Source organism: Candidatus Zixiibacteriota bacterium (assembly GCA_040753875.1).
GTDB lineage: Bacteria > Zixibacteria > MSB-5A5 > GN15 > FEB-12 > DATKJY01.
This window is the reverse complement of the sequence record JBFMDV010000002.1, coordinates 55,604-70,994: the sequence shown is the minus strand read 5'-3', so window position 1 is coordinate 70,994 and position 15,391 is coordinate 55,604. Positions and strand designations below refer to the sequence as shown.

General features: G+C 57.9%; 11 protein-coding genes. All 11 read right to left on the bottom strand.

From position 1 onward, the window contains the following. Positions 1-2: 2 nt before the first annotated feature. The 11 genes from rplB to rpoB all read right to left on the bottom strand — a co-directional run bounded on the left by rplB (position 3) and on the right by rpoB (position 15,123). Positions 3-836, bottom strand: coding sequence for a 50S ribosomal protein L2 (rplB, locus tag AB1644_00845; GenBank protein ID MEW6049603.1), 834 nt, complete (start codon positions 834-836; stop codon positions 3-5). A 14-nt stretch (positions 837-850) separates the two neighbouring features. Next, positions 851-1,144, bottom strand: a complete 294-nt coding sequence (gene rplW, locus AB1644_00840) for a 50S ribosomal protein L23 (GenBank protein MEW6049602.1) — start codon at positions 1,142-1,144, stop codon at positions 851-853. Beyond that, on the bottom strand, positions 1,141-1,764 hold the full coding sequence (rplD, locus tag AB1644_00835) for a 50S ribosomal protein L4 (protein ID MEW6049601.1): 624 nt from the start codon (positions 1,762-1,764) through the stop codon (positions 1,141-1,143). The genes rplW and rplD overlap by 4 nt, the downstream gene beginning before the upstream one ends. 15 nt (positions 1,765-1,779) lie before the next feature. Continuing rightward, positions 1,780-2,406, bottom strand: a complete 627-nt coding sequence (rplC, locus tag AB1644_00830) for a 50S ribosomal protein L3 (GenBank protein ID MEW6049600.1) — start codon at positions 2,404-2,406, stop codon at positions 1,780-1,782. A gap of 11 nt (positions 2,407-2,417) precedes the next feature. After that, positions 2,418-2,726: a 30S ribosomal protein S10 gene (gene rpsJ / locus AB1644_00825; GenBank protein ID MEW6049599.1), complete on the bottom strand. Its 309-nt coding sequence runs from the start codon at positions 2,724-2,726 to the stop codon at positions 2,418-2,420. 17 nt (positions 2,727-2,743) lie between these two features. Then, entirely contained in the window at positions 2,744-3,952 is a 1,209-nt protein-coding gene (gene tuf / locus AB1644_00820) for an elongation factor Tu (protein ID MEW6049598.1), read from the bottom strand. A 27-nt stretch (positions 3,953-3,979) separates the two neighbouring features. Next, positions 3,980-6,058 (bottom strand): elongation factor G, encoded by a 2,079-nt coding sequence (gene fusA / locus AB1644_00815; GenBank protein ID MEW6049597.1) that lies wholly within the window; start codon positions 6,056-6,058, stop codon positions 3,980-3,982. A 198-nt stretch (positions 6,059-6,256) separates the two neighbouring features. Then, a complete protein-coding gene (rpsG, locus tag AB1644_00810) occupies positions 6,257-6,727 on the bottom strand; it encodes a 30S ribosomal protein S7 (protein ID MEW6049596.1) in 471 nt (156 codons plus the stop codon). A 13-nt stretch (positions 6,728-6,740) separates the two neighbouring features. After that, the gene (gene rpsL, locus AB1644_00805) at positions 6,741-7,115 is read right to left on the bottom strand and encodes a 30S ribosomal protein S12 (GenBank protein ID MEW6049595.1); all 375 of its coding nucleotides are present in this window, start codon (positions 7,113-7,115) and stop codon (positions 6,741-6,743) included. A gap of 73 nt (positions 7,116-7,188) precedes the next feature. After that, positions 7,189-11,280, bottom strand: a complete 4,092-nt coding sequence (gene rpoC, locus AB1644_00800; protein MEW6049594.1) for a DNA-directed RNA polymerase subunit beta' — start codon at positions 11,278-11,280, stop codon at positions 7,189-7,191. Between the two features lie 75 nt (positions 11,281-11,355). Then, the gene (gene rpoB / locus AB1644_00795) at positions 11,356-15,123 is read right to left on the bottom strand and encodes a DNA-directed RNA polymerase subunit beta (GenBank protein MEW6049593.1); all 3,768 of its coding nucleotides are present in this window, start codon (positions 15,121-15,123) and stop codon (positions 11,356-11,358) included. Positions 15,124-15,391: the final 268 nt, after the last annotated feature.

Below are 15,391 nucleotides of genomic sequence, written 5' to 3'. Positions count from 1 at the left end.
GCTCAGACTTTCTTCTTCCTGCGATCTTCCACCAGGTGCTTCAGCGATTTCCGCTTGCTGCGTGTCTTGAGGCCTTTAGTCTTCTTTCCCCACGGTGTGCAGGGGTGTCGGCCTCCCGAACTACGCCCTTCGCCGCCGCCCATCGGATGGTCGATCGGGTTCATGGCCACGCCGCGGACAGAGGGCCGGACACCACGCCAGCGCGACGCGCCCGCCTTCCCCCACGTCAGGTTCTTGTGATCCGGATTGGATACCTGTCCAATCGTGCCGTAGCAAATAGCCGGGACATATCTCATCTCTCCCGAGGGCATCTTGAGAATCACCTTACCGGCTTCGCGCGCCACCACCTGGACAAACGAGCCCGCGGAACGTGCGAACTGGCCTCCTTTACCGGGGCGCATTTCGACATTGTACGCGTTGGTGCCAAGCGGCATGCGGGCCAGCGGCATGGCATTGCCGACTTTTATCTCCGCACTGTCTCCTGCCATGATCGTGTCGCCGACTTTCAAGTCCATCGGCGCGACAATATATCGCTTTTCGCCATCGGCATAGTGCAGAAGGGCGATGCGGGCCGAGCGATTCGGATCGTATTCGACCGAGGCCACGCGGGCCGGGATCTCGCGCTTGTCGCGTTTGAAATCCACCACGCGGTAGTGCCGCTTGTGGCCGCCGCCGCGGCAGTACGCCGTCACGCGTCCTTTGTTGTTTCGGCCGCCGGATTTCCGCAGCGGCTCCAGAAGCGAGGCTTCCGGCACGGCGGATGTTATCTCCTCGAACGAGGCCACCGTGCGGAACCGCATCGACGGCGTGACCGGACGAAATCGTTTGATACCCATTATTACTGCACCACCTACACGTTCTCGAACATCGTGATCGCCTGGTCCTTTTTGAGGCGAACGACAGCCTTCTTCCAGGTCGACGTTTTTCCCTCGAACCGACCCAACCGTTTCACCTTGCCGGGCATGGTCATCGTGCGGACCGTTTCCACCTTGACGTTGAATGCCTTTTCCACCGCCAGCTTGATCGTGAACTTGGTCGCACGTTTGTCAACCTCGAACACGTACTCGCGATTCCTGGCGCGAAGGGCGGTCGTACGTTCGGTTGTGATATGCGTTCGAATCACTGAGCGCGGGTCGAAACTCATGCGAACACCTCCTCAGCCTTGGCCAGTCCGGCCTTCGTGAATATCACATAATCCGCATTCAACACTTCGTATCCGTTGGCGAGCGAAGCCCGCTGATACGTGACCTTCGACAGATTACGGCAGGACAACTGCACCGTCTCGTTTTTGCCTTCATCGAGAATGAGGCACTTCTTGCCCGCGACGGCCAGTTTGGTCAGCATGCCCACAACTGCCTTAGTCTTGGCTTCGGACATTTCGATCTTGTCGAGCACCTTGATGCACTCTTTGCGTGCCTTGTCCGAAAAGACCGACTGAAGAGCCAGGCGCTTCATCTGGCGCGGCACCTTGGCGGAATAATCCCGGGGATGCGGACCAAAGATGGTCCCGCCGCCGCGTCTCAGCGGAGAGCGGGTGGTCCCCATACGGGCCTGACCGGTCCCTTTTTGCTTGAACGGCTTCTTGCCGCCACCACGGACCTCTTTGCGGGTCTTGGTCTGATGTGTCCCCTGACGCTGATTGGCCAGATAAGTGACCACGTACTGGTGGACCACGGCCTCGTTGGGCTCAACACCGAACAGTTCCGGTTTGAGCTCGACCGAGCCGACCTCCACGCCTTCCTGGTTGTATACTTTCACATTCATCGCTCGTGCTCACTGCTACTTGCGGTTCGAGAGCCGCACCTTGACCAGCGTTCCCCGATGGCCCGGCACCGGGCCGTCCACCAAAATCAGATTCTGATCCGGAATGATCTTCACCACGCTGAGATTCAACACCGTCACTTGATTCTTGCCCATCTTGCCGGCCATCTTCATCCCTTTGAATACTCTCGAGGGGTACGACGAAGAGCCTACCGAACCCGGCGCGCGCCACCGATCGGACTGGCCGTGCGTCTTGGGGCCGCCGCCGAAATGGTGCAGTTTCATCGTGCCCTGAAAGCCAAGTCCGCGCGAAATGCCGGTGACATCGACTACTTCACCTTCTTTGAACATGTCCGCTTTCAGCACGGTACCAATCGGCAGGTCGCTCTCATCGAAGCGGATCTTGCGAAGGAACTGTGTGGGTGTCACGTTCGCTTTGGCGAAATGTCCGGTCAGCGGTTTGTTGACCAGTTTGGCCCGGCGAGCACCGAATCCGACCTGGTAACCAGTACGCCCGTGCTTATCGGCGGCCAGTTTAGCCACGACCGGACACGGCCCGGCCTCGATGACCGTCACCGGAATGGACTCACCCGTTTCCTTGAACAGACGGGTCATACCGATCTTCTTTCCCAGTATCTCTTTCATACGCCAACCCGTCAGGTCTTGATCTCCACATCGACACCGGCCGGCAGATCGAGCTTCATGAGCGCGTCCACGGTCTGCGGCGTCGATTCGTATATGTCTATCAGTCGTTTGTGTACACGCGTTTCAAATTGCTCGCGCGACTTCTTGTCGACGTGCGGCGAGCGTAGCACGGTATAGACGGTGCGCTTGGTCGGAAGCGGCACCGGTCCGACAATCTTGGCGCCGGTACGAAGCACCGTCCGCGCGATTTCTTTGGTCGACCGGTCGAGCGAATAGTGGTCGTACGCTTTGAGGCGAATTCTGATTTTCTGCATCTGCATAATTGTCCTTCGCCGCCTTATTCCAGGATCTCGTGGATGACGCCGGCGCCGATGGTCCGCCCACCCTCACGGATGGCGAACCGCAGCTCCTTCTCCATCGCTATCGGCGTGATCAACTCGATCTCCATCGTCACATTGTCCCCAGGCATCGTCATCTCCACCCCCGACGGCAACTGCACCACCCCCGTCACATCCGTCGTCCGAAAATAAAACTGCGGCCGGTACCCGTTGAAAAACGGCGTGTGACGACCCCCCTCCTCTTTCGTCAACACGTACACCTCCGCCTTAAACTTCTTGTGCGGCGTGATACTCCCCGGCGCCGCCAACACCATCCCTCGCTCCAGATCATCCTTGTCCACCCCACGCAGCAACAACCCCACATTATCACCCGCCTGCGCCTCATCCAACAACTTCCGGAACATCTCCACCCCCGTCACCACCGTCTTCCGCGTCTCCCGTATCCCCACTACCTCCACCTCCTGTCCCTGCTTGATCACCCCACGCTCCACACGACCCGTCCCCACCGTCCCACGACCCGTGATCGAAAATACATCCTCCACCGGCATCAAAAACGGCTTGTCTATCTCTCGCTTCGGCTCCGGGATGTACGTGTCGCACGCCTCCACCAAATCCAAAATCGGCTTGAACACCGCATCCTGCGGATTGAACGTCCCCGTCGCTCCCGCCACCATCGCCTGCAACGCCGACCCACGTATGATCGGTATATCATCCCCGGGGAACTGGTACGTCGTCAACAAATCCCTCACCTCAAGCTCCACCAGATCCAGCAACTCCGGGTCATCCACCATGTCCACCTTGTTCAAAAACACGATGATGTACGGCACCCCCACCTGACGAGCCAGCAAAATGTGCTCCCGCGTCTGCGGCATCGGGCCATCCGCCGCACTCACCACCAGGATCGCTCCGTCCATCTGCGCCGCCCCCGTGATCATGTTCTTCACGTAATCAGCGTGACCCGGACAGTCCACATGCGCATAATGTCGCTTCCCCGACTCGTACTCCACGTGCGCCGTCGCTATCGTGATCCCACGCTCCCGCTCCTCCGGCGCATTATCTATCGAATCAAACGTCCGGATCGCACTCCCCGTCAACTTGTTCATCACCATCGTGATCGCCGCCGTCAACGTCGTCTTCCCATGATCCACGTGACCTATCGTCCCCACATTCACATGCGGCTTCTTCCGTATGAACTTCTCTTTTGCCATCGCCGGATCTCTCTCTCGTTATCTCACTTATGCAACGTTTTCCAACATCTTCTTCGATACTTCGGTCGGGACCGGAGCGTACCGCGAGAATTGCATCGTAAACACCGCGCGTCCCTGCGAAATGTTCCGCAGCGTGTTGGCATAGCCGAACATTTCCGACAACGGGACCGCCACGGCGATCACCTGAACATCGTTCCGAGGCACCATACCGTTGATCTTGCCCCGACGGGAATTGAGATCGCCCACCACCGAGCCCATGTACGCCTCCGGTACCACCACTTCCACATCCATGATGGGCTCGAGAATAATCGGTCCCGCCTTCTTGGCGCCATCCTGAAACGCCATGGACCCGGCCACCTTAAACGCCAACTCGCTCGAATCCACTTCGTGATACGAGCCATCGATTACCTGGCAATGCACGCCGGTCACCGGATAGCCGGCCAGGACGCCGTTGGTCATGGCCTCCTTGATGCCCTTCTCAATCGCCGCAATATACTCACGCGGCACGACGCCGCCAACGATCTTGTTTTCGAAATGGAACTCGGCGCCATCCGCAGTTGGGCGCATGCGCATGACCACATGCCCGTACTGGCCGCGGCCACCGCTCTGTCGGACAAATTTCCCCTCGCATTCCACGTCACGCGTGATGGTCTCTTTGTAGGCGACTGACGGACGACCAACGGAGGCGCCAACACCGAACTCGCGCATCAGACGATCCACCAGTATCTCAAGATGCAGTTCCCCCATGCCGCTGATGATCGTCTGCCCGGTTTCTTCGTCCTGGCGCACCTGAAAGGTGGGGTCTTCCTCAGAGAGCTTCAGAAGCGCATCGGTCAGCTTGTCCTGGTCCGCCTTCGTCTTGGGCTCGATGGAGACCATGACCACCGGCTCCGGGAACGACATCCGCTCGAGAATGATCGGGTGCTTCAGATCGCACAGCGTATCGCCGGTAGTGGTCTTGCGCAAACCGATAGCGGCGATAATGTCACCTGCGTAGGCCTCTTGAATATCTTCACGCTTGTTGGAATGCATGCGAAGCAGACGAGCGACCCGCTCCTTGATCCCGCTGATTGGGTTATACAGATAGGAGCCGGCCTTAATGGTGCCGGAATACACACGCAAATACGTAAGACGGCCAACATACGGGTCCGTCATGATCTTGAATGCCAGCGCCGAGGCCGGCTCTTCGATGCTTACTTTCCGCTCGATGATCTTCTCGGAGTTGTCGACCGAATGTCCCTTGACCGGCGGCTTGTCGAGTGGTGACGGCAGGAATTCGACGATGGTGTCGAGCAGCTTCTGGACACCCTTATTCTTGAATGATGACCCACAAATCACCGGCACCATTTTCGATGCAATGGTCGCCTTACGAACCGCGGAGATCACCTGCGACGGATCGATCGGCTGGTCGTGCAGGAACTGCTCGAGCAGATGGTCGTCGAAATCAGCCACCGCTTCAAGCATCTTCTCGCGGTACTCGTGCGTTATGCTCTGCAGGTCGTGCGGGACTTCCAGGTCCTCGTACTGCATCCCCTGCGATTCTTCATGGTAGACGCGGAATTTCATGGTGACCAAATCGACAACGCCGCTGAACATCTCCCCTTCGCCGGCCGGAATGGCAATCGGCACGCAATTGCCTGACAGCCGCTCATTCATTTCCTTGAGCGTGTTGGCAAAATTGGCTCCGACGCGATCCATCTTGTTGATGTAAGCGACGCGCGGGACGTTGTACTTGTCGGCCTGGCGCCACACCGTCTCGGACTGCGGCTCGACCCCGCCGACCGCACAGAACAGCGCCACCGCGCCGTCCAGGACGCGCAGCGAACGCTCGACCTCGACCGTGAAATCGACATGGCCGGGAGTATCGATGATATTGATGGTATGCCCGTCCCACAAGCAGGTCGTGGCGGCCGACGTGATCGTGATGCCGCGCTCCTTTTCCTGCTCCATCCAGTCCATGATCGCCGCGCCGTCATGTACCTCCCCCAGGCGGTGCGTCTTGCCCGTATAGAACAGGATACGCTCCGTGGTGGTGGTCTTTCCGGCGTCGATGTGCGCCATGATACCGATGTTTCTGACCTTTTGCAGGTCGGTGTTACTGGGCATAAAAAATCCCTGACTGATCTTCCTCTATCTCGACTGTGACATCACCAGAGAAGTGAGCCGCCGGAGCTTTCCAATCAGCAGGGTGGGAAGGGCCGGTGAAACAGCTTCTCGTTATTTTAACTTGGCGCGCAAATTACCCTCGGAGTTGATTTGGTGTCCCGTTGGAATACGTCAAACGCTTTCCGGTGAGAGCAAATCTTACCATTTGAAGTGGGCGAAGGCCTTATTGGCCTCGGCCATCTTATGGGTATCCTCCTTCTTTTTGATCGAAGCGCCTTCGTTATTGGCCGCTGAGAAGAACTCGCTAGCCAGTCGTTCGGCCATGGACTTCTCGCCGCGAGCCTGCGAATACGATATCAGCCAGCGTATGGCCAGCGCGGTACGACGGTCGGGGCGGACTTCGACGGGCACCTGATAGGTGGCGCCGCCAACCCGCCGCGAGCGAACTTCCAGCACCGGCTTGACGTTGTTCATCGCCTTATGAAACATATCCAGTCCGCCTTGACCGGATTTCTTTTCCAGCATATCGAGGGCCGAGTACATGATCCCCTCCGCGGTCGAGCGCTTGCCACGCTTCATGAGGCAGGCGACGAACTGCGAAATGACCCGGTCGCCGTACTTGTAGTCCGGCTGTATCCCTCGTTCCGAAATTGTCCCTCTTCGAGGCATCTGTCATCACCCTTTACGACTTTGGTCTCTTGGCGCCGTATTTGGAGCGACCCCGTTTGCGATCATTCACGCCGGACGTGTCCATGGTACCGCGAATGATATGGTACCGCACACCCGGCAGATCTTTCACACGGCCGCCGCGAATCAGCACGATGGAGTGTTCCTGAAGGTTGTGCCCTTCACCCGGGATGTAGGCGGTCACTTCCATCTGATTGGTCAGACGGACACGCGCGACCTTGCGCAGAGCCGAGTTCGGCTTCTTGGGCGTGGAGGTGTACACGCGCGTGCAGACACCGCGTTTCTGCGGCGACGAGCCCAGCGCCGGGGTCTTCGTTTTTTCAACTACCTGCGTCCGTCCAATACGGATTAGTTGGTTAATAGTCGGCAAATCTACTCCGATATACGTTACTTTCCAAAATCCTCAAAAAGAGACTCGCAATTTACCGGCACGAGCGTAACTGTCAAGCGTTTTCTTTGAAAATGTCCGCCACGGTAGTCTCTGTTGTCTTCTCGCTTACTTCTACCGGTGGCAACTCATCGTGCTCGACCTTGATTTCGCGGTACCGCTCGATGCCGGTGCCGGCCGGAATCAGGTGACCGATGATCACGTTCTCTTTAAGACCCAACAGGTAATCCACCTTGCCGGCAATGGCCGCCTCGGTAAGCACCCTGGTGGTCTCCTGGAACGATGCTGCCGAGATGAATGACTCGGTGGACAGCGACGCTCTGGTGATACCCAGAAGCAACGGTTCGGCGGTGGCCGGTTCGCCACCCTCTGCAATCACCCGCGAGTTTTCTTCGACAAACTTGATCTTGTCAACCTTCTCACCTTCAAGGAAGCTGGTCTCCCCCGGGCGGTCCACCATGATCTTCTGAAGCATCTGGCGGACAATGACTTCGATGTGCTTGTCGTTGATCTTCACTCCTTGCAGACGGTATACTTCCTGAATCTCATTCACCAGGTACCGCTGCACCTCGTAGACGCCAAGAATCTTGAGGATGTCGTGAGGGTCAACCGACCCTTCGCACAAACGGTCACCGGCACGGACAAAGTCGCCGTCGTGAACCATCAGGTGTTTGCCGTGTGGGACCAGGTACTCTTTGACTTCGTCCTGTTCCCCTTTGACGATGATCTGCTGTTGTCCGCGGACGATTTTGCCGAACTCCACGGTGCCGTCGACCTCGGATATGACGGCCGGGTCATGGGGACGGCGGGCCTCGAACAACTCAGCAACGCGCGGCAGACCGCCGGTGATATCGCGCGATTTTGCAATCATGCGCGGCATTTTGACAAGCACGTCACCGGCATACACCTCTTGACCGTCATGGATCTGCAATTGCGCTTCCGTCGGTATGCGATAGCTGCCGACCGTCTTGCCATTGTCGTCCTCCACAACAATCGTGGGGAACAGAGTCTTGTCACGATGTTCGACCACTTTACGCTGCATCAGACCGGTCTGGTCATCGATCTCCTCACGGAACGTGGTATCCTTGACAAGGTCTTTGTATCGGATCTTGCCGGCGCGTTCCGTGACGATCGCACCCGTGTACGGATCCCACTCATAAATGATGTCCCCCCGCTTGACCGTCTGGCCGTCTTTGACCAGGAGATGTGCGGCATACGGGACTTTGAGACGGGTACGCACTCGTCCGCGATCGTCGACAATATGCGCTTCGCCGACCCCTTCGCGGCTGACGATCACGGCAGTACTGTCAGCACGGTCGATAAGGCGGATATCCTGGAGCTTGATGATGCCGTCGTACTTGGTCTCTACCTGTGACTGCTCGGCGATGCGCGCAGCGGTCCCGCCGATGTGGAAGGTCCGCAGCGTGAGCTGGGTACCCGGCTCGCCGATCGATTGTGCGGCGATCACACCAACTGCCTCGCCGATATCCACCATCCGCATCGTGGCAAGGTTACGACCGTAGCACTTGGCACAGACACCGTACTTGGCCTCGCAGGTGAGCACGGAACGGATACGGACCGATTCGATTCCGGCTTCTTCGATGGCTATCGATTCCGCTTCCTTGATCTCATCGCCCGATGCAACGATCAGATTCTCGCTGATCGGATCGTACACGTCGTCGAGCGCCGTACGACCGAGAATACGGTCGCGCAGCGACTCGATAACTTCCTCGCCTTCTTTCAGGGTGGCGACGTCAAGACCCAGAATGGTGCCGCAGTCCTCACTGCGCACGATCACGTCCTGCGCCACGTCGACCAGACGACGGGTCAGGTAGCCGGCATCGGCAGTCTTCAGCGCCGTATCGGCCAACCCCTTGCGGGCGCCGTGCGTGGAAATGAAGTACTCCTGTACGCTGAGGCCTTCGCGGAAGTTGGAAATAACGGGGGTTTCGATAATTTCACCAACCACACCAGTCATTTTCTTCATCGGCTTGGCCATCAGGCCACGCATGCCTGCCAACTGGCGTATCTGCTCTTTCGAGCCGCGCGCGCCCGAGTCCGCCATCATGAAGACAGGGTTGAACCCCTGGTTCTGCGCCGCCAGGTTGGTGAACATCACCTCGCCGACCTCGGCAGTCGTGCGGGTCCAGGTGTCGATCACCTGGTTGTACCGTTCGCCGCTGGTTATCACACCTCGCTCGTAGCGTTTGTGGATCTTGGCCACTTCCTTCTGCGCCGCCTCGATGAGATTCTCCTTTTCCTCGGGAATCAGCAGGTCGTCGATGGAGATGGTGACGCCGGCTTTGGTGGCCCACTCGAAACCGGTCTGCTTCATCCTGTCCAGCAGAGCCACGGTCTCGTTCTGACCGTACAGCCAATAGGACCGGCTGACGATCTCTTCGAGTTTGCCTTTTGACGTCGTTTCGTTGTAATAGGCCATCTGCTTGGGAAGGATGGCGTTAAACTTGAGTCGCCCACAGGTCGTCTGAATCATCTGACCGTCAAGGCGGACATTGATAAGCGAATGCAGAGTCACCTGACCTGCATCGTAGGCAAAAAGCGCTTCTTCGGGATTCATGAAGTGCATCCCTTCGCCTTTCGCGTCCTTGCGGCTCTTGGTCAGGTAGTAACAGCCGATCACAATATCCTGGTTCGGCACGGCGATCGGCCGACCGGATGACGGCACCAGAATGTTGTGCGTGGAAAGCATCAGCACCTGAGCTTCAAGCTGCGCCTCGAATGACAGCGGCACATGCACGGCCATCTGGTCACCGTCGAAGTCGGCGTTGAACGCCGCACAGACGAGCGGATGCAGCCGAATCGCCTTGCCTTCCACGAGCACCGGGTAGAATGCCTGAATACCGAGACGGTGCAGCGTAGGGGCACGGTTGAGCATCACGGGATGATCTTCGATAATTTCCTCGAGAATATCCCACACTTCCGGACGTTCTTTTTCCACCAATTTCTTGGCCGATTTGACAGTTTGCACGTACCCCTTCTCTTCAAGCTTCATAATGATGAACGGCTTGAACAGCTCGAGGGCCATGTTCTTGGGGAGACCGCACTGGTGCAACTTCAACTCGGGCCCGACGACGATCACGGAGCGCCCGGAATAGTCGACGCGTTTACCGAGCAGGTTCTGGCGGAACCGTCCCTGCTTCCCTTTAAGCAGGTCGGAGAGCGACTTGAGCGGCCGCTTGGAATCCCCGCGCACCGAATGCGTACGGCGTCCGTTGTCGAACAGGGCGTCGACCGCTTCCTGCAGCATGCGCTTTTCGTTGCGCAGGATGACTTCGGGCGCCTGAATGTCGATCAGTTTCTTCAACCGGTTGTTACGGTTGATGACCCGGCGATACAGATCGTTCAAGTCGGAGGTGGCGAACCGGCCTCCCTCGAGCGGCACCAGCGGGCGAAGGTCCGGCGGGATCACCGGGATGATGCTCATGATCATCCATTCCGGACGGTTGTTCGACTGACGAAAGGCCTCGAATATGCGGAGCCTTTTGAGCAGGTCTTTCTTGCGCTGAGCCGAGGTCTCCACTTTGATCTGCGCGCGCAGCGTGGCGACCATTTCTTCCATGTCGATACGCCTGAGCAGTTCGCGGATGGCGTCGGCGCCCATGCGGGCATCGAACTGCTTGCCGGCCTCTTCCAGTTCCTGGAACTCTTCTTCGGAAATCACACCCCCCAGGTCAAATGACGTGTTGCCCGGGTCGATGACGATATATGCCTCGTAATAAAGGATTTTCTCCAGTTCACGAATAGAGAGGTCAAGCATGTGGCCGATACGGGAGGGAAGCGACTTGAAGTACCATATGTGCGAGACCGGGACCGCCAGCTCGATATGCCCCATCCGCTCGCGACGCACTTTGGACTGTGTAACCTCGACACCGCAGCGATCGCACACGATGCCGCGGAAGCGGATCCGCTTGTATTTGCCGCAGTTGCATTCCCAGTCCTTGACCGGACCGAAAATGCGCTCGCAGAACAAACCATCGCGCTCCGGTTTGAACGACCGGTAATTGATGGTCTCCGGCTTGGTCACCTCACCATAGGACCACGATAGAATAGTCTCCGGCGAGGCGATCTGTATCTGAATCGCCGCGAAATCGGACGGCTTCTTTTGCTGCCCTTGGGCTCTCAACATATCGACCATGGCTTACTCCTCTAACTCCTGTGCGGCGCCGCCGCCATCCGACAGCGCCGACACCACCCATGGACCTTACTTCTCAATCAACCTGACATCAAGGCCAAGCGCCTGAAGCTCTTTGACCAGGACATTGAACGCCTCGGGGTACCCTGGCTCCGGCGGGTTCTCACCCTTGACGATCGCTTCGTAGATGCGGCTGCGCCCGGTGACGTCATCGGACTTGACCGTCAGCATCTCCTGTAGCGTATACGCCGCGCCGTATGCCTCCAACGCCCAGACTTCCATTTCGCCAAAACGTTGCCCGCCGAACTGGGCCTTACCGCCGAGCGGCTGCTGCGTTACCAGCGAATAGGGGCCGATGGAGCGCGCGTGGATCTTGTCATCGACCAGATGCGACAGCTTGAGCATATACATGTATCCGACGGTGATTGGGTTGTCGAACGACTCACCGGTGTGACCGTCATACAGCACCATCTTGCCGCTGTCGGGAAGACCTGCTTCTTTCAGCTTGGCCTTGATCTGCGACACCTTCGCGCCGTCAAAAACCGGGGTGGCGATCGTCTCGTTCAGTTTATGCGCCGCCCAGCCCAGATGCGTCTCCAGTATCTGGCCAACGTTCATACGTGACGGCACACCCAGAGGGTTCAGGATGATATCGACCGTGGTGCCGTCGGTCATGTATGGCATGTCCTCAATCGGAACGATCTTGGAAACAACGCCCTTGTTGCCGTGACGTCCGGCCATCTTGTCGCCGACCTGGATCTTGCGACGGATGGCAATGGTCACTTTGACGAGCTGTTTCACCCCCGGAGGGAGCTCAGCGCCGCGCTGGATCTTGTCGATCTCGATCTCCATCTCCGCCTTCTTGGCGTTGAGAAGATGGGCCGTTTCGGCCAGAATGCTGTCGACATGCTTGTTGGTCGTGTTGTCCGTACTGTACCCTTCCGGCGCCACCGCGTTATCGAAATCAAACGATTCGAAGAACTCGGCTTTGTATTTGTGGCCGGAACGGATCAGAACGGAATTGTCGACGGCCGAACGTACCAGTTTCGACGAATGCCCGTCGAGCATTTCACCGACCCGTCTGGCGCGAAGCGACTGGATATCCAGTATCTTCTTATTGAAAGCGCGCTTCACGGCCGCTATTTCATTCTTCTCTTGTTTCTTGGCCTCTTCGGTGCGCTCTTTGCGCGAGAAGACACGCGTCTTGATGACCACACCCTTCATCCCGGGCGGCGCCTTCAAAGAGGCGTCCCGCACGTCGCCGGCCTTCTCCCCGAAGATGGCTCTCAACAATCTCTCCTCCGGCGACAGTTCGGTTTCCCCTTTGGGGGTCACCTTACCGACGAGAATGTCACCGGCCTCTACTTCGGCCCCGGCCCGCACGATCCCCTGCTCGTCAAGATTGAGCAGTGCCTCTTCGGACACGTTAGGAATCTCACGAGTTATCTCTTCAGCGCCGCGCTTGGTGTCGCGGACCTGCAGTTCGAACTCCTCGATATGGATCGAGGTGAAAATATCGTCGTGCACGAGCCGCTCAGAGAGAATGATGGCATCCTCATAGTTGTAACCGCGCCACGGCAGGAACGCCGTCAACGCGTTGTAGCCAAGCGCCAGTTCACCGCGATCGACCGCCGGACCATCAGCCAGGGTGTCCCCCTCTTTGACCTCCGCGCCGAGCTTGGCAACCGGTCGGTAATTGATACAGGTATCCTGGTTGGAGCGGCGGTACTTGGTCAGGCGATACTCGTCGTCCTCGATATAGCCGAGCGAACCTGCTTTCACCTTCACCTGTGGCCGTACAACCACGCGCTCACTGTCGGCGTATACGACGGTACCGGGGCGACGCGCCCGCACCACCACGCCCGCATCCACCGCCACTTTTCTTTCCATGCCGGTCCCAATAACCGGCGACTCGGTCTTCAGAAGCGGCACCGCCTGGCGCTGCATGTTGGAACCCATGAGGGCGCGGTTGGCATCATCGTGTTCAAGGAACGGCACGAGCGACGCGGCGACGGAGACGATCTGGCGAGGGGATACATCCATGTATTGCACTTCGTCGCGAGCTATCAGCGGATAGTCGGAGCGACGGCGCGCCACCACCATGTCGCTGGCGAACTTGCCGTCTTTGCCGAGCGGCTCGTTGGCACCCGCGATATAATACCGGTCTTCCTGGTCGGCGGACAGATACTCGATGTCATTGGTCACTTTGCCGTGAACCACTTTGCGATACGGTGTCTCCAGGAAACCGTACTTGTTGATGCGGGCAAACGTGGCCATGGAAGTGATCAGCCCGATATTCGGACCTTCCGGCGTCTCGATCGGACACATGCGACCGTAATGGGTATGGTGCACGTCGCGCACTTCAAACCCGGCACGCTCCCTGGTGAGACCACCCGGACCAAGAGCCGACAGGCGGCGCTTGTGCGTCAACTCAGACAATGGATTCGTCTGGTCCATGAACTGTGACAGCTGCGACGAACCGAAGAAGGTCTCGATAACGGACGATACCGTCCGGGCATTCACCAGCAACTGTGGGGTAACGTTTTCCTGGTCTTTCAGCGACAGCCGCTCACGAATGGTCCGGGCGATACGCGACAAGCCCACTGAGAACAGATTGGCCAGAAGCTCCCCAACCGTGCGCGCCCGCCGATTCCCCAGGTGATCGATATCATCGGTGAAACCGGCGTCGTTGCGCAGACCGATAAGATAGCGCGTGATCGCAAAGAAGTCCTCGGGGTCGAACACCGTCTTGTCGAGTGGGATCGAAAGGCCGAGACGCTGGTTGATCATGTACCGGCCAACTTCGCCGAGATCATACCGCTTAGTATTGAAGAACAGTTTGTCGAGGAGCGATTCGGCCATCTCAAGCGTCGGCGGTTCGCCGGGGCGGACCATGGAATAGATCTTGATCAGCGCTTCTTCCCGTGACTTGGTGGGGTCCTTGCGCAGTGAGTTCAATATGATGCGGGCGTCGTTTTTCTCGTCGGGCGGCACGATATGGACACTCTTGTAACCGGCGTCGATCAACTTGTCGACTATCTTCTCGGTCAGCGGCTCGGCAGCCGGGTACAGCACTTCTCCGGTCTCTTTGTTGATGACATTCTCGGCGAGGTGCGCCCCCTCAACATCCTTGGCCTTCTTGCCGCTCAGGTTTAGTTTCTCGGTTTTGTAGAAGAGATTGATCAGCTCTTCATCGGACGAACGTCCAATGGCCCGCAAGAGCATGGTTACGGGCAACTTGCGCTTGGAATCGACATACACGTACATGATGTCGTTGATGTCGAGCGAAAATTCCAGCCAGCTTCCCCGGTAGGGAATGACGCGCGCTGAGTACAACTTCTTGCCGTTGGGATGGATTTCCTCGTCGAACGAAACACCGGGGCTGCGGTGCAGCTGGCTCACGATCACGCGCTCGGCGCCGTTGATAATGAACGTACCCCACTCGGTGATCAAGGGGAGTTCGCCAAGGTACACATCCTGTTCGATGATGTCCTTGACTTCCTTTTTGTCTCCTTCGCCCTGACGTGTCACCAGTCGCATGGTCACTTTCAGGGGAGCGGCAAAGGTCATGTTCCGCTCGCGGCATTCGTCGATGCTGTAGCGAGTCGGTCCGAGATAGTAATTGACGTATTCCAGCGAGTAGTTCTCGTGGATGTCCGTCACCGGGAAGATCTCGGAGAAAATCTGGTGCAGTCCCTTTACGGCCCGCTTGTGCGGCGGGACATAGGCCTGCAGGAATTCTTCGTATGCCGCGACCTGGACCTCGAGGAAGTTGGGCATGTCGCACGCGTCCGGGATCGTCGCGTAGCTCTTTCTGTTCACATCTGGTTCGGCCAAGACAGAACCCTCCTACAATACAGAACGCCCGCGCCAAGCAGGGCATTCCCGCTCCGGGCTGACGCCATTCGCACTATGTTCGAAACGACTGGTGATCCTGCCATTTATTTCATGAGTCTCCCCGGCGGTCACGCCATCAGGGGAGCCAGTTCATGCAGTCAATCAACCATCACAAAAACAACAAACCGGGAAATTGTAACTACCTTCGCTCTCGTGCTGTACAACCGGCCGGGAACCGGTTGGTTCCCGGCGCGGCGTTATCAACAAG